Origin of the sequence: Arenicella sp. 4NH20-0111 (assembly GCF_040366405.1) — a bacterium.
In the GTDB taxonomy this organism is placed as follows: domain Bacteria; phylum Pseudomonadota; class Gammaproteobacteria; order Arenicellales; family Arenicellaceae; genus Arenicella.
In genome coordinates this window covers 64,608-79,842 of record NZ_BAABWF010000014.1, presented here as the reverse complement: position 1 = coordinate 79,842, position 15,235 = coordinate 64,608, and the positions used below count along the sequence as shown (strand labels likewise).

Genomic DNA, 15,235 nt, shown 5'->3' with positions numbered 1-15,235 from the left:
CTAGTAAATCTCAGTTCTATCTGGCTCTTATGGTGGTGGTTTTGATGTGTTGGTGCTAGGCACCTATGGCGCATTAGATCATCGTCTTGAATGAGCTGGATTGCATGAGTATCTTGCTTTGAATCTCTGAGTTATATCTGGATTCAAGGCGAGCAATAAAAGACGGCTGAATTTCATTCTAAATTTGGAAAACTTTCCGTATAAAAGCGGGAAGTTGCAATCGAAGTGTATCTTTTCTTTTCGGGTTTAGGTACACTCCGCGCCCCAGCATGCCTTGAGCGTGATTTGGGTTAGAATTTAGAGCAGATTTTCAGCTAATTTAGATAGCTTTAGTTGCTCAATGTTGCCTTCCTCAAGGAGGGTGTGAAAGCTAGAGCAAGTTCATTGAATTTATAGGTTAACTATGAGCGTTGAAAACCAAAAAATCCGCATTCGATTGAAAGCGTTTGATCACAGAATGATTGATCGTTCAGCACAAGAGATTGTTGACACAGCTAAGCGCACAGGTGCGTTAGTGTGTGGCCCAATTCCTTTGCCAACTCGAATCGAACGTCTCACTCTTTTGCGTTCACCTCACGTGAACAAGAAGGCGCGAGATCAATTTGAAGTGCGTACGCACAAGAGAATTGTAGATATCGTTGAGCCGACTGATAAGACCGTTGACGCGTTGATGCGTTTGGACTTAGCCGCAGGCGTAGACGTAGAAATTAAGGTTAACTAAGCGTCCGCCCTTAAGGGTGGGGTCTTTAGGTAGAAGTAGTGATGTACTCATTTTTTTCTGGTCTCAACGTTTGTTGTTGGTCAGCTTAAGTACCTCTCACACTCGCTAGTTAAATAAAACAATAACTTTAAAAAGAGTCGATAGAAAAATGTCACTTGGATTAATTGGACAAAAAATAGGCATGACGCGCGTCTTTCAAGAAGATGGACGCTCGGTGCCTGTTACGGTTGTGGAAGTAGCTACTAACCGTGTCACACAAGTAAAAACAGTCGAGACTGACGGTTATGAGGCGGTGCAAGTTGCATCAGGTGAGCGTAAAGCTAATCGAGTCTCTAAGGCGTTGGCAGGACATTATGCGAAGGCAAACGTTGCACCTGGTGCGCGTATGACTGAGTTTCGCGTTGACGCTTCTGCTGCTGAGCTAGAAGTGGGTTCAGAGATTAACGTAGATCTCTTCGAAGCTGGTCAAAAAGTTGATGTGCAAGGCACTTCAATTGGTAAAGGTTTTGCTGGTGGTATCAAACGTTGGGGGTTTGGCGGTTTGCGCGCTACTCACGGTGTTTCGATTTCTCACCGCTCGCTTGGATCTACAGGTCAATGTCAGGACCCCGGTAAAGTCTTCAAAGGTAAGAAGATGGGTGGTCACATGGGGGCGCGCAAACGCACCCAGCAGGGCCTTGAAGTTGTTCGAGTTGATGCTGAGCGCAATGTGCTTTTGGTTAAGGGTTCTGTGCCTGGGTCAAAGGGCGGAAGCGTGATCATTAAGCCTTCTGTTAAAGCTAAGAAGTAGAGGGTCTAATCATGGAACTAAAACAAACTAACGGATCAGCTTTGAGTGTGTCAGAGGCTATTTTTGGCGCTGACTACAATGAAGCATTGATTCATCAAGCCGTTACGGCTTTCCAAGCTGGAGCGCGACAAGGTACTCGTGGTCAGAAGAATCGTTCAGCGGTTTCTGGTGGCGGAGCGAAGCCGTGGCGTCAAAAAGGTACTGGCCGAGCACGAGCTGGTACATCACGAAGCCCAATTTGGCGTGGTGGTGGTAAGACTTTTCCTGCCGTCAATCAAGATTTCTCTCATAAAATGAACCGTAAGGCCTATCGTGCCGCTATGCGTTCAATTTTGTCCGAGTTGGTTCGCCAAGAACGTCTTGTTGTGTCGGATGACTTTAGCGTGAGTGAGCCTAAAACAAAGCAAGTCGTTGCAAAAATGACTGAGCTAAAGCTTGATGACGTGTTGGTCATTACGCATGAGTTCGATGAGAACTTGGAAATGGCTTCTCGCAATCTGTACCACGTTGGTATCTTGGGTGCAGACGAAATTAACCCTGTTAGCTTAATCGGATTCGATAAGGTTGTTGTTACCTCCGAAGCGATAAAGCAAATTGAGGAGAAATTAGCATGAGCTCAAAGCTAACTAATGATCAATTGTTTCAGGTGTTGCTTGCCCCAGTTGTGACTGAGAAAAGCACTCGTGCAGCAGAGCAAGACGGTCAAGCAGTTTTCTATGTTGCAAACACTGCTACTAGAAGCGACGTTAAAGCAGCTATTGAGCTGGCGTTTGACGGAGTTGAAGTTGAGTCGGTTCGCGTTTTGAATGTCAAAGGCAAAACCAAGCGTTTTGGTAAGTCTATTGGTAAGCGAAACGATCGCAGAAAAGCATACATCCGCTTGAAAGAAGGTAGCGACATCGACTTCGCTGAATTTCAAGCTTAATCTTTAGGTAATTAAAATGGCATTGGTAAAGTTAAAACCTACCTCACCCGGTCGCCGTGGAACGGTTCGAGTAGTTAACTCGGATCTACACAAGGGAGAAGGCTATAAGCCTCTACTTGAGTCGAAGCGCGCAACAAGTGGTCGTAATAATGTAGGTCGCATCACTGTCCGTCACCGAGGTGGTGGTCATAAGCGTAAATATCGTGTTATAGATTTTCGTCGTAATAAAGACGCCATTCCTGCAAAGGTAGAGCGTTTGGAATATGACCCAAATCGTAGCGCTCATTTGGCACTATTGTGCTATGCAGACGGCGAACGTCGTTATATTTTGGCGCCTAAGGGCTTGAATGCAGGCGATAGCGTAATTTCAGGTATAGATGCTCCAATCGCGGTTGGTAATACGTTGCCATTGCGCAATATTCCAGTAGGTTCTGTTGTACACAATGTGGAACTTAAGCCTGGTAAAGGTGGGCAGCTTGCTCGTTCTGCTGGTACTTCTATCCAGTTCGTAGGTAAAGAGGGTAAATATGCTCAAATACGCCTTCGTTCTGGTGAGATGCGTAAGGTGCTTTTAGAGTGTCGCGCAACGCTTGGTGAAGTAGGTAATTCAGAGCACTCTCTGCGTAAGCTTGGTAAAGCTGGTGCAAAGCGCTGGCGTGGTATTCGTCCTACCGTTCGTGGTGTGGCAATGAACCCAGTTGATCACCCGCATGGTGGTGGTGAAGGTCGTACATCGGGTGGTCGTCATCCAGTGTCGCCGACTGGTGTACCAACTAAGGGTTACCGTACTCGTCACAACAAACGAAGCGACAAGATGATAATTCGTCGTCGTAAGAAATAGGGGCTAGAGAGATACTATGGCACGTTCAATTAAAAAAGGTCCATTCGTAGATCATCACCTATGGGCAAAAGTTGAAAAGGCGCGCGCAGCTAATGATCGCAAGCCTATTAAAACTTGGTCACGTCGCAGCATGATTATGCCTGAATTTGTAGGCTTAACGATTGCGGTTCACAACGGTCGTCAACACGTACCTGTGTTGATTTCAGAGAATATGGTTGGTCACAAGTTGGGTGAGTTTTCACCAACGCGGACTTTCAAAGGCCATATTGCTGATAAAAAAGGCCGCTAGGACGGGGAGAAAATAGTTATGCAAGTTAAAGCTACAGCGAAAAATATACGCATTTCACCGCAAAAAGCACGATTAGCAGTGGACTTGATTCGCGGCAAATCGGTTGCTCGAGCGCTTGAAATTCTCTCTTTCAGTGAGACAAAAGCATCTAACCTAGTCATGAAGACTTTAGAGTCAGCAATTGCCAATGCCGAGCACAATGAAAGTGCAGACATTGACGAGTTGTTTGTCTCCAAGTGTTTTGTTGACGAAGGTCCAACCATGAAGCGTATGCGCCCCCGAGCAAAAGGTCGTGCATTCGGAATTTTGAAACGTTCTAGTCACATCACTGTACAGGTTAGTGACGAATTAGCGGGAGGCCAGTAATGGGTCAAAAAGTACAACCAAACGGTTTACGTTTAGGCATTGTTAAAGACTTCAACGCCAAATGGTACGCCGATAAGCAAGACTACTCGAAGTTCTTAATTCAGGATCTACAAGTTCGAGAGTTCTTGTTGAAAAAGCTTAAGAATGCCGCTGTGAGTGATATTACGATTGAGCGTCCTGCGCAAAACATCAATGTAATTATTCACACAGCTCGCCCAGGCATCGTGATTGGTAAAAAAGGCGAAGACATTGATCGTATGCGTAAAGCTATTACGGCGATGACGGGCCTTCCAACTCAATTGTCAGTTGAAGAAGTGCGTAAGCCTGAAACTGATTCGAAGCTCGTAGCTGATGGCATATGTCAGCAGCTAGAGAAGCGAGTTATGTTTCGTCGAGCTATGAAACGCGCTGTTCAGTCAGCAATGAGAGCCGGTGCACAAGGTGTAAAAGTAATGATTTCAGGTCGTTTGAACGGCGCTGAAATAGCACGTACTGAGTGGTACCGTGAAGGTAGAGTTCCATTACATACGCTTCGCGCAGACATCGACTACGCGACAAGCGAAGCGTTGACTACTTACGGCATCATCGGCGTGAAAGTTTGGATCTTCAAAGGCGAAGTTTTCCAACCAATCAACAGCGTTGCTTCTTCTGAAGAAGCCGCTCCAGCTAAAAGCTAGCTGGCGAAGGCAGAGGTAGAAAGAAATGTTATTACCAAAACGTACCAAATTCCGCAAAGCGCATAAAGGGCGTAACCGCGGTCTAGCTCACACTGGTAACAAGGTGAGCTTCGGAGAATTCGGTCTTCAGGCAACGACCCGAGGTCGCATGACTTCTCGTCAAATTGAGGCTGCTCGTAGAACCATTACTCGTCACATTAAACGTGGTGGCCGAGTCTGGATTCGAGTATTCCCTGATAAGCCGATTTCAAAGAAACCACTCGAAGTTCGAATGGGTAAAGGTAAAGGTAACCCTGAATTTTGGGTTATGGAAGTTAAGCCAGGTCAAATGTTGTATGAATTGCAAGGCGTTAGCGAAGAGCTTGCTGTCGAGGCGTTCAAGTTGGCGGCTGCCAAGCTTCCTTTCAAATGTAAATTTGTTAAGCGGGCCGTCTAGTAAGACGGTTTGCAGAGAGAAGATAAAACATGGCAACTGAAACTAAAGCAACGGCTCTTCGCGCTAAATCAGCGCAAGAGCTTAAAGACGAACTTGTTGAGCTACGTAAGGAAGAATTTAACCTACGTATGCAACGAGGAACTGGTCAGCTGAGCAACACCGCGCGTTTTAAAGAAATTCGTCGTGAAGTAGCTCGCATTAAGACTATTTTGAACGAACAAGCCGCTTCGGCTTAATCCGGACAGAGGTTACACAAATGACTGAACAAACAGCACGTACCGTAGAAGGTAAGGTCGTTAGCAACAAAGCTGAGAAGACTATCTCGGTGATGGTTGAGCGTCGTGAAAAGCACCCTTTGTACGGAAAATATATTCGTAAATCGACAAAATTTTTGGCGCACGACGAAACTAACGAGTGTGGCGAAGGCGACACCGTTGTGATCGAAGAGTGTCGACCATTGTCGAAAAACAAATCATGGCGTTTGGTTAAAGTTGTTGAAAAAGCGATTGTCGTTTAGTCAGCAGCATTAACAAACCAAATAAATCGAATAACAAGCACTGAATAGAATTGGAGTAACACCATGATTCAAATGCAAAGTATTTTAGAAGTGGCTGACAACAGTGGTGCACGTAAAGTTATGTGTATCAAAGTGTTGGGTGGTTCTAAACGACGCTACGCCGGTATCGGTGACGTAATTAAAGTAAGTGTCAAAGAAGCATTGCCAAACTCACGCGTAAAGAAAGGCGCGGTTTACGATGCAGTTATTGTTCGCACCCGTAAAGGTGTGAGACGTCCAGACGGTTCTGTGATCCGTTTTGATAAGAATGCTGCGGTTATCTTGAATGCATCAAGACAACCAATGGGTACGCGTATCTTTGGTCCTGTAACTCGCGAGTTGCGTGGCGACAATTTCATGAAAATCGTTTCTTTAGCGCCAGAAGTGCTATAGAGACCATCCTAGAAAGGTAAAACCATGAACAAGATTAAAAAAGGCGATCAAGTGATCGTAACGACAGGTCGAGATAAAGGCAAAACTGGAACAGTTCTTCAGATTATGACCGACGGCCGTGCCCTGGTAAATGATGTTAATTTGGTGAAAAAGCACACGAAAGCCAATCCAATGGCTGGTGTCGCTGGAGGCATTCTTACGAAAGAAGCTCCTATCCAAATGTCAAACATTGCGTTGTTGAATCCTAATACTAGCAAAGCGGACAAAGCTCGCATTGAAGGTGAAGGTAAAGACAAGCACCGCGTATTCAAAAGCGACGGCTCTAAAGTCGACGCATAAGTAGGTATTCAATAATGACTAGATTGCAAGAACATTACGTAAAGAATGTAGTTCCTCAATTGCAAGAGAAATTCGAGTTTCCGAGTGCGATGCAGATTCCTCGCATCACCATGATTTCCATCAATATGGGGTTAGGTGAAGCAATTGGAAATAAGAAAATCATCGAGCATGCAGTGGCTGATCTTGAGAAAATCACCGGTCAAAAGCCAGTGGTTACATTAGCAAGAAAATCTGTTGCGGGCTTTAAAGTTCGTGATGGCTGGCCAATCGGTGCGAAAGTTAATCTTCGTCGCGATCGGATGTATGAATTTCTTGACCGTTTGATTACAATCGCGATCCCACGTATACGTGATTTTCGTGGATTGAATTTGAAATCGTTTGATGGACGTGGGAATTACACGTTTGGTCTTAAGGAGCAAATAGTGTTCCCCGAGATCGATTACGATAAAGTTGACGCATTACGCGGTATGGATGTGACAATTACTACTAGTGCAGCAACCAACGAGGAAGCCGAAGCATTGCTACGCGGTTTTAATTTTCCTCTTAAGACTAAATAGAGAACAGGGCTATGGCTAAGAAATCTATGATCGCTCGCGAAGCGAAACGTACTAAGCTAAACAAGCGTCTTCAAGTTCGTCGAGAAGAACTTAAAGCGGTTGTTAGCAATCAAGAAGCTGATTATGACGATAAGTGGGATGCGATGATTGCTTTGCAGAAGCTTCCTCGCGATTCAGGTAAAACTCGTCAACGAAATCGTTGTGCTTTAACTGGTCGCCCTCATGGCTACTATCGTAAGTTCGGTTTGAGTCGTAACAAACTTCGTGAAATCATTCTTAAAGGCCAAGCGCCGGGCGTTACCAAAGCTAGCTGGTAAGGCGCTTTGATAACCTCAGATAAAACATAATAGAGACGGTACAGCATCATGATGACAGACCCAATCGCGGATCTTTTAACTCGCATCCGCAACGCGCACCATGCTGAGAAAATTGCGTTGACTCTTCCAGCTTCGAAGGTCAAAACTGCCATAGCGAAGGTTCTTCTTGACGAAGGATATATCGAAGGCTTTGACGCATCAGAAGAAGAAGGTAAGCCTTCTTTGACTATCAAATTAAAGTATTACGAAGGAACTCCTGTAATTGAGAGCATCCAACGTGTGAGTAAGCCAGGTTTGCGTGTTTATAAAAGCGCAACAGAGCTTCCTCAAGTAAACGGTGGCTTAGGTATTGCCATTGTTTCAACCAGTAAGGGAATTATGACCGATCGCGCTGCACGTAGTGCCGGTGTGGGCGGTGAGATTCTTTGTTCAGTAAGCTAAAGAGCGACTGCCAACATTGCTGGTGGAGATCACCAGCCTGCTGAGAGTCTACGTTCTAGTTTTAACAGATTCGTCTTTAAAAATAGAATACGGGGTTCCGAAACAGTGTTTAGCCTCTGATTTTAGTCAGGGGCTTTTTGCGCAAGTAGTGATTTAGTTAAATGTTAAGTAAGCATCGGCGCCCAAAAAGTGCTGAGGCTGCATTAATCGAGATTTTTATAATGTCTAGAATAGCAAATGCACCAGTTAGCTTGCCCAGTGGCGTCGAAGTGACGCTTAATGGTCAGCTTGTTAAGGTGAAAGGCTCTAAGGGCGAGTTAGAGTGGAATGTCCACGAACTTGTCTCTGTAAAGCAAGAGGAAGCTCAATTAAAGGTTTCCGCAAATGAAAAGAGTAAGCAAGCGGTTGCGCTTGCGGGTACCACCCGTGCTCTGGTTAATAACATGGTGACCGGTGTTACGACTGGCTTCGAAAAGAAGTTGTCAATTATTGGTGTTGGTTATCGTGCACAAGCTCAAGGTCAGAAATTAAATCTTACCTTAGGCTTTTCTCACCCAGTCGTTTATGAAGTGCCTACCGGTATCACTGTGGCTACTCCTAGCAACACAGAAATTGTTGTTAATGGTATTGATAAGCAAAAAGTAGGCCAAGTGGCCGCTGAGATCCGAGCGTACCGTCCACCGGAGCCTTATAAAGGTAAAGGAGTTCGTTATACCGATGAATATGTATTGCGTAAGCAAGCTAAGAAGAAGTAATCGGGGAGTTTGATATGAAAGATAAAAAACAATCACGTATGCGTCGCGCTCGTAAATTGCGCGCTAAGATCGCACGTCAAGGCGTTCAACGTCTGTCGGTACACCGTACTTCTCAGCACATATATGCTCAGGTAATTGATGAGACTGGCGGTAAGGTGTTAGCCGCAGTTTCAACTCTTGACGCGGGTGTTAAGAAAGAAGTGAAGAATACCAGCAATTGTGCCGCTGCCGCTGTCGTGGGCAAGCAAATTGCTGAACTAGCTAAAAAGGCTGGTGTTGAATCAGTAGCATTCGATCGATCGGGTTTTCGTTACCATGGTCGTGTAAAAGCACTTGCTGAGGCCGCTCGCGAAGCCGGTCTGAAGCTATAAACGGTTTACCAGGAGATAATCATGGCTGGTCCAAAAAGAAATAATCGTAACGATCGTGAACCTGTAGACGAGAGCTTAGAACAACTTATTAACGTTCGTCGCGTTGCAAAAGTTGTAAAAGGTGGACGTATATTCGGTTTCTCAGCGCTAACTGTAGTAGGTGATGGTAAGGGCAGCATCGGCATTGGTCGAGGCAAGTCAAAAGAAGTCCCTCTAGCCGTATCAAAAGCAATGGAGTCTGGACGACGTGAAATGAAAAAAGTTCACTTGGTTAATGGAACTCTTCAATATCCTGTTGTTGCAACTCACGCGGGTTCAACCGTTGTGATGCGTCCAGCTTCGGCTGGTACGGGAATTATTGCTGGTGGTACGATGCGTGCCGTTTTTGAGGCAGCAGGCGTTAAAGACGTATTGGCAAAGTGCATTGGTTCAACTAACCCTGTGAATGTTGTTCGCGCAACAATCAAAGGATTGCGTTCAATCAATAGTCCTGAGTCGGTTGCTGCTAAGCGCGGTAAGTCCGTTAAAGAAATCATGGAGTAAGCCTCTGGCTTCTTCAATTCAATTCGGTATAGACAAATGGCTAACGAAAAGAAAATCAAAGTAACCTTGGTTAAGAGCATGTTCGGTCGTGGCAAAAAGCACCTTGCTTGTGTCAAAGGCCTAGGTTTGCGACGTATGCATCATACGGTTGAGGTAATTGATACACCTGAAAACCGCGGCATGATCAACAAAGTATCCTATCTTCTAAACTGGGAAGAGGTATAAAGACTATGCGTTTAAATACTATTAAGCCTGCAGAAGGTGCTAAGCACGCGCGTAAACGCGTTGGTCGCGGCATTGGTTCTGGTACAGGAAAGACTTGTGGCCGTGGCCACAAAGGGCAAAAATCACGAACAGGTGGTAAAGTCCAAATTGGTTTTGAAGGCGGTCAAATGCCTATTCAACGCCGCTTACCAAAGCGTGGATTCCGCTCAGCTATGTCTAAAAATATGGCTGAAATCCGTTTGCACGAGCTTGGGTTGGTTGAAGGTGAGATCGTTGATTTAGCTGCATTGCGTAAAGCTGGGCTAATCAACGCCGGTCACCTTAGAGCCAAGGTGGTTCTCTCTGGAGAGTTAACAAAAGCGGTTACATTGCAAGGTATTGGTGCCACTAAAGGCGCTATCGCAGCAATTGAAGCAGCTGGCGGTAAAGTAGAAGTCTAGATTACACTGAGGCGCTTTATCCTATGTGGCTGAAGCGTCTTGTCGGTTGTAATTGGGCTTTTAATTTTGCAAACAATCCCCACAAGCTAACAATACTCAAAACAGTCTTATTCAGTCAGCCAATATAGTTTTGGCTTGCTTTTAAAGATAACGAAAAGCTACGGATTCTTATGGCACGTGAACAGGCAGCCGCTTTAGCCGGCTCAGGAAAACTAGGTGAACTTTGGGCACGAATTGGTTTCGTACTCGGTGCGTTTGTTGTCTACCGTTTAGGTACACACATTCCAGTACCCGGTATCGATCCCGTGGCTCTGGCCGCTTTTTTCGATCAAAGTAATCAAGGCATCTTCGATGTGTTGAACTTATTTTCGGGTGGAGCGTTGCAACGGTTGTCCGTAATGGCGCTTGGCGTTATGCCATACATTTCGGCATCGATCATCATGCAAATGCTAACCGCAGTTGAGCCGCGGATGAAGCAAGTAAAGCAAGAGGGTGAGTCTGGTCGGCGTAAGATTCAGAAGTGGACTCGTTATGCTGCTGTTGTTTTGGCTACGTTTCAAGCTTTAGGTATTGCCAGCACTGTTCAGACTCAAACGGTAAATGGAGCACCTATCGCTTTGATCGGTGGCATTCAGTTTACGATTGTTTGTGTGTTGGCTTTGGTAGCGGGAACCATGTTTTTGGTCTGGTTAGGAGAGCAAATTACTGATCGCGGGATTGGTAATGGTATGTCTCTTATAATCTTTGCAGGTATCGTGGCGGGTTTGCCAAGTGCTCTTGGTGGAACATTTCAATTGGTAAGTGACGGAGAGTTTTCGCCGTTGTTTGTTGTTGCTCTACTTGCCGCTGTTTTAGTGGTTACTGCTTTCGTTATTTTCGTTGAACGAGGACAGCGAAGGCTCACAGTAAACTACGCACGACAGCAGCGTGGCAACAAGGTTATGCAGGCGCCGAGTAGCTATTTTCCTTTGAAGATGAATATGGCTGGAGTCATCCCACCTATATTTGCCTCAAGTATTATTTTGTTTCCTGCAAGTTTGGTTGGCTTCTTTGGAAGCGAACAAGCGGGTGGTGTGTCTGGCGTGTTGCGAGACATCTCGACAGCGATGCAGCCGGGTCAACCTATCTATACGTTGTTGTATATAGGCATGATTCTGTTTTTCGCATTCTTCTACACTGCTCTTACGTTTGACCCAAAAGAAATTGCCGAAAATTTGAAGAAACAGGGTGCGTTGGTTCCAGGTATCAGGCCGGGACAGCAAACTGCCAAATACATTGATGGCGTCGTCTCCAAGTTGACGTTGGTTGGTGCTATCTATTTAGCAATAGTGTGCTTGTTACCTGAGTTGTTAATCGTAAATTATAATGTGCCGTTCTACTTTGGCGGCACGTCTTTGCTGATTATTGTTGTTGTTATCATGGATCTAATGGGGCAAGTTCAGTCTCACCTGATGTCTCAGCAGTATGAAAGCTTGATGAAGAAAACCAATCTGACCGGAAAGCCTGGTGGTGGCGGACGAAAACGTCGCCGTTAAGCCTTTCGGAATAGAGATAGAAATTGTAAACGAGGTTCAAAATGAAAGTTCGCGCATCAGTAAAAAAGATTTGCCGTAACTGTAAAGTTATTCGCCGTAAAGGTGTTGTTCGTGTGATCTGTACGGATCCACGTCATAAACAGCGTCAAGGTTAAGTTTATTTTGAGCTCGATGTTAGACTGAGGCAGTAGCTACAGATTGTAAAACGTAGCTTAAACCTTTCACTGGCATCCTATTTCAAAATAACTGGCATTTAAAAAGCTAAAACACTCAGTAAATCAAGATTTAGCGAGCAAATCAGATTTCGCTAAACCGCGGTCGTATTGGCCTCTTTTTGATTCACAGCGTGTTTCGCTATAACAGAACGCTTTTTACCGATTTTCGCCATGAATTGGTTGATTGGTAGAGCGTATTTAGAGTATCCTTGCGCGCCTTTCATGGCTCGTAAGAGAGTATTGAAAACACTATTGCTGCCTTTTCCCTTATTTATTGGGGCGGTAGGGGCACCAATTTTAAAATAGACAAGCATCCGGAGACACACAGTGGCACGTATTGCAGGTATTAACCTACCATCAAGTAAACATATCGAAATCGCTCTAACGTCGATTTACGGTATAGGAAAAACTCGCTCGCAAGCCATTTGCGACGCGGCTGGAATTGAGCGCACAACTAAGGTGCATGAGCTTTCTGAACCAGAAGCGGAAAAACTTCGTGCTGAAGTTGCGAAGTTTGAAGTAGAAGGCGATCTACGTCGTGAAGTATCTATGAACATCAAGAGATTGATGGATCTAGGGTGCTTTCGTGGCCTACGTCATCGTCGTGGTCTGCCACTGCGTGGACAACGTACCAAAACAAATGCGCGTACTCGTAAGGGCCCGCGGAAACCAATCAAGCGCTAAGCGCCAGCTTTAATGGCATGAGCTGGAGTGATTTCTGGTTAGTGTCGTAGAAGATCTGTTTTTGTATTGAGATATTAAATTATGGCTAAACAGTCAAAGACCAAGAAGAAAGTTAAAAAGCATATCGTGGATGGCATCGCGCACATCCAAGCTTCTTTCAATAACACCATCATCACAATCAGTGATCGTCACGGAAATGCCCTTTGTTGGACTACTGCAGGTGGCTCTGGCTTTCGTGGTTCACGTAAAAGTACTCCGTTCGCTGCTCAGGTAGCTGCAGATCGCTGCGGAAAGATGGCACAAGAATTCGGCATGAAGAACCTTGAAGTTCGCGTAAAGGGCCCTGGCCCAGGTCGTGAATCAGCTGTTCGTGCATTGAATAATTGCGGATTTGAAGTAACACAGATTACTGATGTAACTCCAATCCCACACAATGGTTGTCGCCCTTCTAAGAAGCGTCGCGTATAACCCGTTTGCGCTGGCGTTCTTTCCTGCTTCGTTGCAGGGGTCCACACCGGTGCGAGAGCAACATAAAAGAGACTAAAGACAATGGCAAGATATATAGGCCCAACCTGTAAGCTAGCGCGACGTGAAGGCACGGACTTGTTCCTGAAAAGCCCAGCTCGTTCGCTAGAGTCAAAATGTAAGATCGATAAGATCCCCGGTCAGAGTGCAAATGCTCGCCGTCCTCGTACTTCTGTTTACGGTACGCAGCTTCGCGAAAAGCAGAAGCTACGTCGTATCTATGGCGTACTAGAGAAAAAGTTCCGAGCGTATTACGCTGAAGCAGCTCGAGTTAAGGGTTCAACGGGTGAAAACTTGTTGACGCTTTTGGAATCTCGATTGGACAATGTAGTTTATCGAATGGGGTTCGCAGTTACACGCGCAGAAGCACGTCAATTGGTAAGCCACAAGTCGATCAAAGTTAATGGAAAAATCGTCAATATTCCATCTTTTCAGGTTAAAGCTGGAGACGAAATTGAAATTAGAGATAAGGCTAAAAAGCAACTGCGTATATCCTCCGCATTGGAGATCGCTCAACAGATCGGTATTCCAGACTGGTTGAACGTTGACGCAGCTTCTAAGAAGGGTCTTTTTAAGGCTGCTCCAGAACGTAGTGAATTGTCTGCCGACATCGATGAGTCGTTGGTGGTCGCACTTTACTCAAAGTAGTAGCGTTATTACGCTATTACGTTATACCCAAAGATTTTTCTCAAATTTGACAATGCATGAGCTCCGCCAGAGGAGCCATGCGATACCGGAGATAAGCTTAAATGTCAGATACTATTGAACATCTATTAACACCTCGCTTTGTCGATGTGAACACTGAAGATGGTGTTCGTTCTAGAGTTGTTATTGAGCCATTAGAACGCGGTTTTGGTTACACATTAGGGAACGCATTGCGTCGTATTCTTTTGTCATGTATTCCCGGCGCTGCTGTTACAGAAGTGAAGATTGACGGCGTGCTTCATGAATATTCTTCGATCGAAGGCGTTCAAGAAGACGTGATCGATATTTTGCTTAATTTAAAGGGCGTAGCCATCAAGAAAGAATTTGATGAGCCTGTGACTCTTACCTTAAGCGCCTCAGGTGAAGGCACACTTACTGCTGGCGATATCCAAACAGTGGCTGACGTTGAGATTGCTAACCCTGATCACGTGATAGCTCATTTGTCTAAGGACGCTAGGTTCCATGCGGAGCTTACGGTTCGAAGTGGCCGAGGTTATCAGGTTTCGGAAGCACGAAAGAGTGATACAGAAGATAAAGAGATAGGTCTAATGCATTTAGACGCTACTTATAGCCCTGTGTCTAAAGTATCGTATTCGGTAGATGATGCTCGTGTTGAGCAGCGTACAGATCTAGACAAATTAACGTTGAATATTGAAACCAACGGCACAATTGACCCGGAAGACGCTATTCGCAAAGCGGCAACGGCATTGAGTCAACAGATTCAAGTGTTCGTTAATTTGGAAGAAATTGCTGCGGTAGCTCAAGAAGAGAAAGAGCCAGAAGTAGATCCAGTTTTACTTCGTCCTGTAGACGAGTTGGAACTAACCGTTCGCTCTGCAAATTGCTTGAAAGCAGAGAGCATTTATTACATCGGTGATTTGGTGCTTCGCTCTGAGGTTGAGTTGATGAAAACACCGAATTTAGGTAAAAAATCACTCACAGAGATCAAAGACGTGTTAGCACAACGTGGCTTGTCTTTGGGTATGCAACTTCAAAATTGGCCGCCAGCCGCGCTGCGCGTCGATTCAGAATAATTTCAGACTATAGGTTTCTGTCATGAGACATAGAAAATCAGGCCGTCAGTTCAATCGTAACTCGAGCCACAGACAAGCCATGTTCCGCAATATGATGGTTTCATTGCTAAGACATGAACAAATCAAAACAACGGTACCAAAGGCGAAGGAATTACGTCGCTTTGTAGAACCAATCATCACGCTTGGAAAAGACGGTACGTTGGCTAATAAGCGTAATGCATTTGCTAAATTGCGTGATCGCGATATCGTTGCTAAGTTGTTCGACGAAATTGGCGAACGCATGAAAGATCGTCCAGGTGGATATACTCGTATTTTAAAATGCGGCAACCGACCAGGTGATAATGCTCCAATGGCATACATTCAATTAGTTGATTTCGATCTTGAAGCGCACGCTGCGCTGTTTGAGGACGATGAAGACTTTGAAGAAGATGACGCTGCCTAAGTGTAGTCGATTCTCTCAAGAAGCCCGCTTCGAGCGGGCTTTTTTGTGCCCGGTCAGGGTAGTGGAGGATGTGATAGTGTATGTGATAGCGCTTTGGGACCTCTATTACCTTT

The 15,235-nt window shown here is 45.3% G+C and carries 28 protein-coding genes; all 28 read left to right on the top strand.

Features of this window, described 5'->3' with window-relative positions; genetic code table 11:
• Nucleotides 1-403: 403 nt before the first annotated feature.
• The 28 genes from rpsJ (at nucleotide 404) to rplQ (ending at nucleotide 15,122) form a co-directional block, all read left to right on the top strand.
• Complete coding sequence (gene rpsJ, locus ABWW54_RS19290) at nucleotides 404-721, top strand: 30S ribosomal protein S10 (protein WP_353414765.1); 318 nt, start codon at nucleotides 404-406, stop codon at nucleotides 719-721.
• Between the two features lie 148 nt (nucleotides 722-869).
• The gene (rplC, locus tag ABWW54_RS19285) at nucleotides 870-1,511 is read left to right on the top strand and encodes a 50S ribosomal protein L3 (RefSeq protein ID WP_353414763.1); all 642 of its coding nucleotides are present in this window, start codon (nucleotides 870-872) and stop codon (nucleotides 1,509-1,511) included.
• A gap of 11 nt (nucleotides 1,512-1,522) precedes the next feature.
• Complete coding sequence (gene rplD, locus ABWW54_RS19280) at nucleotides 1,523-2,125, top strand: 50S ribosomal protein L4 (RefSeq protein WP_353414761.1); 603 nt, start codon at nucleotides 1,523-1,525, stop codon at nucleotides 2,123-2,125.
• Nucleotides 2,122-2,436 (top strand): 50S ribosomal protein L23, encoded by a 315-nt coding sequence (gene rplW, locus ABWW54_RS19275; protein ID WP_353414759.1) that lies wholly within the window; start codon nucleotides 2,122-2,124, stop codon nucleotides 2,434-2,436. The genes rplD and rplW overlap by 4 nt, the downstream gene beginning before the upstream one ends.
• 16 nt (nucleotides 2,437-2,452) lie before the next feature.
• Nucleotides 2,453-3,277, top strand: a complete 825-nt coding sequence (rplB, locus tag ABWW54_RS19270) for a 50S ribosomal protein L2 (protein WP_353414757.1) — start codon at nucleotides 2,453-2,455, stop codon at nucleotides 3,275-3,277.
• Between the two features lie 16 nt (nucleotides 3,278-3,293).
• On the top strand, nucleotides 3,294-3,566 hold the full coding sequence (gene rpsS / locus ABWW54_RS19265; protein WP_353414756.1) for a 30S ribosomal protein S19: 273 nt from the start codon (nucleotides 3,294-3,296) through the stop codon (nucleotides 3,564-3,566).
• Nucleotides 3,567-3,584: 18 nt separating this feature from the next.
• Nucleotides 3,585-3,932, top strand: coding sequence for a 50S ribosomal protein L22 (gene rplV, locus ABWW54_RS19260; protein ID WP_353414754.1), 348 nt, complete (start codon nucleotides 3,585-3,587; stop codon nucleotides 3,930-3,932).
• Nucleotides 3,932-4,609 (top strand): 30S ribosomal protein S3, encoded by a 678-nt coding sequence (gene rpsC, locus ABWW54_RS19255; RefSeq protein ID WP_353414752.1) that lies wholly within the window; start codon nucleotides 3,932-3,934, stop codon nucleotides 4,607-4,609. The genes rplV and rpsC overlap by 1 nt, the downstream gene beginning before the upstream one ends.
• A gap of 25 nt (nucleotides 4,610-4,634) precedes the next feature.
• Nucleotides 4,635-5,045 (top strand): 50S ribosomal protein L16, encoded by a 411-nt coding sequence (rplP, locus tag ABWW54_RS19250; RefSeq protein ID WP_353414750.1) that lies wholly within the window; start codon nucleotides 4,635-4,637, stop codon nucleotides 5,043-5,045.
• 29 nt (nucleotides 5,046-5,074) lie between these two features.
• Nucleotides 5,075-5,281, top strand: a complete 207-nt coding sequence (gene rpmC / locus ABWW54_RS19245) for a 50S ribosomal protein L29 (protein WP_353414748.1) — start codon at nucleotides 5,075-5,077, stop codon at nucleotides 5,279-5,281.
• 20 nt (nucleotides 5,282-5,301) lie between these two features.
• Complete coding sequence (gene rpsQ / locus ABWW54_RS19240; protein WP_353414746.1) at nucleotides 5,302-5,562, top strand: 30S ribosomal protein S17; 261 nt, start codon at nucleotides 5,302-5,304, stop codon at nucleotides 5,560-5,562.
• 63 nt (nucleotides 5,563-5,625) lie between these two features.
• The gene (rplN, locus tag ABWW54_RS19235) at nucleotides 5,626-5,994 is read left to right on the top strand and encodes a 50S ribosomal protein L14 (RefSeq protein ID WP_353414744.1); all 369 of its coding nucleotides are present in this window, start codon (nucleotides 5,626-5,628) and stop codon (nucleotides 5,992-5,994) included.
• A 24-nt stretch (nucleotides 5,995-6,018) separates the two neighbouring features.
• Entirely contained in the window at nucleotides 6,019-6,333 is a 315-nt protein-coding gene (rplX, locus tag ABWW54_RS19230) for a 50S ribosomal protein L24 (RefSeq protein WP_353414742.1), read from the top strand.
• Nucleotides 6,334-6,347: 14 nt separating this feature from the next.
• Nucleotides 6,348-6,890, top strand: a complete 543-nt coding sequence (rplE, locus tag ABWW54_RS19225) for a 50S ribosomal protein L5 (protein WP_353414740.1) — start codon at nucleotides 6,348-6,350, stop codon at nucleotides 6,888-6,890.
• Between the two features lie 11 nt (nucleotides 6,891-6,901).
• On the top strand, nucleotides 6,902-7,207 hold the full coding sequence (rpsN, locus tag ABWW54_RS19220; RefSeq protein ID WP_353414738.1) for a 30S ribosomal protein S14: 306 nt from the start codon (nucleotides 6,902-6,904) through the stop codon (nucleotides 7,205-7,207).
• A gap of 45 nt (nucleotides 7,208-7,252) precedes the next feature.
• Nucleotides 7,253-7,648: a 30S ribosomal protein S8 gene (rpsH, locus tag ABWW54_RS19215; protein ID WP_353414769.1), complete on the top strand. Its 396-nt coding sequence runs from the start codon at nucleotides 7,253-7,255 to the stop codon at nucleotides 7,646-7,648.
• A 221-nt stretch (nucleotides 7,649-7,869) separates the two neighbouring features.
• Nucleotides 7,870-8,403, top strand: coding sequence for a 50S ribosomal protein L6 (gene rplF, locus ABWW54_RS19210; protein WP_353414736.1), 534 nt, complete (start codon nucleotides 7,870-7,872; stop codon nucleotides 8,401-8,403).
• 14 nt (nucleotides 8,404-8,417) lie between these two features.
• Nucleotides 8,418-8,774 (top strand): 50S ribosomal protein L18, encoded by a 357-nt coding sequence (gene rplR / locus ABWW54_RS19205; protein WP_353414734.1) that lies wholly within the window; start codon nucleotides 8,418-8,420, stop codon nucleotides 8,772-8,774.
• 21 nt (nucleotides 8,775-8,795) lie between these two features.
• A complete protein-coding gene (rpsE, locus tag ABWW54_RS19200) occupies nucleotides 8,796-9,317 on the top strand; it encodes a 30S ribosomal protein S5 (RefSeq protein ID WP_353414732.1) in 522 nt (173 codons plus the stop codon).
• Nucleotides 9,318-9,353: 36 nt separating this feature from the next.
• On the top strand, nucleotides 9,354-9,542 hold the full coding sequence (gene rpmD / locus ABWW54_RS19195; protein ID WP_353414730.1) for a 50S ribosomal protein L30: 189 nt from the start codon (nucleotides 9,354-9,356) through the stop codon (nucleotides 9,540-9,542).
• 5 nt (nucleotides 9,543-9,547) lie between these two features.
• On the top strand, nucleotides 9,548-9,982 hold the full coding sequence (gene rplO, locus ABWW54_RS19190) for a 50S ribosomal protein L15 (RefSeq protein WP_353414728.1): 435 nt from the start codon (nucleotides 9,548-9,550) through the stop codon (nucleotides 9,980-9,982).
• A gap of 170 nt (nucleotides 9,983-10,152) precedes the next feature.
• A complete protein-coding gene (gene secY, locus ABWW54_RS19185; protein ID WP_353414726.1) occupies nucleotides 10,153-11,517 on the top strand; it encodes a preprotein translocase subunit SecY in 1,365 nt (454 codons plus the stop codon).
• A gap of 41 nt (nucleotides 11,518-11,558) precedes the next feature.
• On the top strand, nucleotides 11,559-11,672 hold the full coding sequence (gene rpmJ, locus ABWW54_RS19180) for a 50S ribosomal protein L36 (RefSeq protein ID WP_353414724.1): 114 nt from the start codon (nucleotides 11,559-11,561) through the stop codon (nucleotides 11,670-11,672).
• Nucleotides 11,673-12,059: 387 nt separating this feature from the next.
• On the top strand, nucleotides 12,060-12,416 hold the full coding sequence (rpsM, locus tag ABWW54_RS19175; RefSeq protein WP_353414722.1) for a 30S ribosomal protein S13: 357 nt from the start codon (nucleotides 12,060-12,062) through the stop codon (nucleotides 12,414-12,416).
• An 81-nt stretch (nucleotides 12,417-12,497) separates the two neighbouring features.
• Nucleotides 12,498-12,884: a 30S ribosomal protein S11 gene (gene rpsK / locus ABWW54_RS19170; RefSeq protein WP_353414721.1), complete on the top strand. Its 387-nt coding sequence runs from the start codon at nucleotides 12,498-12,500 to the stop codon at nucleotides 12,882-12,884.
• A gap of 81 nt (nucleotides 12,885-12,965) precedes the next feature.
• Nucleotides 12,966-13,589: a 30S ribosomal protein S4 gene (gene rpsD, locus ABWW54_RS19165; RefSeq protein ID WP_353414719.1), complete on the top strand. Its 624-nt coding sequence runs from the start codon at nucleotides 12,966-12,968 to the stop codon at nucleotides 13,587-13,589.
• 101 nt (nucleotides 13,590-13,690) lie between these two features.
• Nucleotides 13,691-14,680, top strand: a complete 990-nt coding sequence (locus ABWW54_RS19160) for a DNA-directed RNA polymerase subunit alpha (protein ID WP_353414717.1) — start codon at nucleotides 13,691-13,693, stop codon at nucleotides 14,678-14,680.
• 22 nt (nucleotides 14,681-14,702) lie between these two features.
• Nucleotides 14,703-15,122, top strand: coding sequence for a 50S ribosomal protein L17 (gene rplQ, locus ABWW54_RS19155; protein WP_353414715.1), 420 nt, complete (start codon nucleotides 14,703-14,705; stop codon nucleotides 15,120-15,122).
• Nucleotides 15,123-15,235 lie beyond the last annotated feature (113 nt).

Excerpts from the sequence above, each read along its gene's own strand:
- rpsJ (WP_353414765.1), top strand. The coding sequence starts at position 404 with ATGAGCGTTGAAAACCAAAAAATCCGCATTCGATTGAAAGCGTTTGAT.
- rplC (WP_353414763.1), top strand. The coding sequence starts at position 870 with ATGTCACTTGGATTAATTGGACAAAAAATAGGCATGACGCGCGTCTTT.
- rplD (WP_353414761.1), top strand. The coding sequence starts at position 1,523 with ATGGAACTAAAACAAACTAACGGATCAGCTTTGAGTGTGTCAGAGGCT.
- rplW (WP_353414759.1), top strand. The coding sequence starts at position 2,122 with ATGAGCTCAAAGCTAACTAATGATCAATTGTTTCAGGTGTTGCTTGCC.
- rplB (WP_353414757.1), top strand. The coding sequence starts at position 2,453 with ATGGCATTGGTAAAGTTAAAACCTACCTCACCCGGTCGCCGTGGAACG.
- rpsS (WP_353414756.1), top strand. The coding sequence starts at position 3,294 with ATGGCACGTTCAATTAAAAAAGGTCCATTCGTAGATCATCACCTATGG.
- rplV (WP_353414754.1), top strand. The coding sequence starts at position 3,585 with ATGCAAGTTAAAGCTACAGCGAAAAATATACGCATTTCACCGCAAAAA.
- rpsC (WP_353414752.1), top strand. The coding sequence starts at position 3,932 with ATGGGTCAAAAAGTACAACCAAACGGTTTACGTTTAGGCATTGTTAAA.
- rplP (WP_353414750.1), top strand. The coding sequence starts at position 4,635 with ATGTTATTACCAAAACGTACCAAATTCCGCAAAGCGCATAAAGGGCGT.
- rpmC (WP_353414748.1), top strand. The coding sequence starts at position 5,075 with ATGGCAACTGAAACTAAAGCAACGGCTCTTCGCGCTAAATCAGCGCAA.
- rpsQ (WP_353414746.1), top strand. The coding sequence starts at position 5,302 with ATGACTGAACAAACAGCACGTACCGTAGAAGGTAAGGTCGTTAGCAAC.
- rplN (WP_353414744.1), top strand. The coding sequence starts at position 5,626 with ATGATTCAAATGCAAAGTATTTTAGAAGTGGCTGACAACAGTGGTGCA.
- rplX (WP_353414742.1), top strand. The coding sequence starts at position 6,019 with ATGAACAAGATTAAAAAAGGCGATCAAGTGATCGTAACGACAGGTCGA.
- rplE (WP_353414740.1), top strand. The coding sequence starts at position 6,348 with ATGACTAGATTGCAAGAACATTACGTAAAGAATGTAGTTCCTCAATTG.
- rpsN (WP_353414738.1), top strand. The coding sequence starts at position 6,902 with ATGGCTAAGAAATCTATGATCGCTCGCGAAGCGAAACGTACTAAGCTA.
- rplF (WP_353414736.1), top strand. The coding sequence starts at position 7,870 with ATGTCTAGAATAGCAAATGCACCAGTTAGCTTGCCCAGTGGCGTCGAA.
- rplR (WP_353414734.1), top strand. The coding sequence starts at position 8,418 with ATGAAAGATAAAAAACAATCACGTATGCGTCGCGCTCGTAAATTGCGC.
- rpsE (WP_353414732.1), top strand. The coding sequence starts at position 8,796 with ATGGCTGGTCCAAAAAGAAATAATCGTAACGATCGTGAACCTGTAGAC.
- rpmD (WP_353414730.1), top strand. The coding sequence starts at position 9,354 with ATGGCTAACGAAAAGAAAATCAAAGTAACCTTGGTTAAGAGCATGTTC.
- rplO (WP_353414728.1), top strand. The coding sequence starts at position 9,548 with ATGCGTTTAAATACTATTAAGCCTGCAGAAGGTGCTAAGCACGCGCGT.
- secY (WP_353414726.1), top strand. The coding sequence starts at position 10,153 with ATGGCACGTGAACAGGCAGCCGCTTTAGCCGGCTCAGGAAAACTAGGT.
- rpmJ (WP_353414724.1), top strand. The coding sequence starts at position 11,559 with ATGAAAGTTCGCGCATCAGTAAAAAAGATTTGCCGTAACTGTAAAGTT.
- rpsK (WP_353414721.1), top strand. The coding sequence starts at position 12,498 with ATGGCTAAACAGTCAAAGACCAAGAAGAAAGTTAAAAAGCATATCGTG.
- rpsD (WP_353414719.1), top strand. The coding sequence starts at position 12,966 with ATGGCAAGATATATAGGCCCAACCTGTAAGCTAGCGCGACGTGAAGGC.
- ABWW54_RS19160 (WP_353414717.1), top strand. The coding sequence starts at position 13,691 with ATGTCAGATACTATTGAACATCTATTAACACCTCGCTTTGTCGATGTG.
- rplQ (WP_353414715.1), top strand. The coding sequence starts at position 14,703 with ATGAGACATAGAAAATCAGGCCGTCAGTTCAATCGTAACTCGAGCCAC.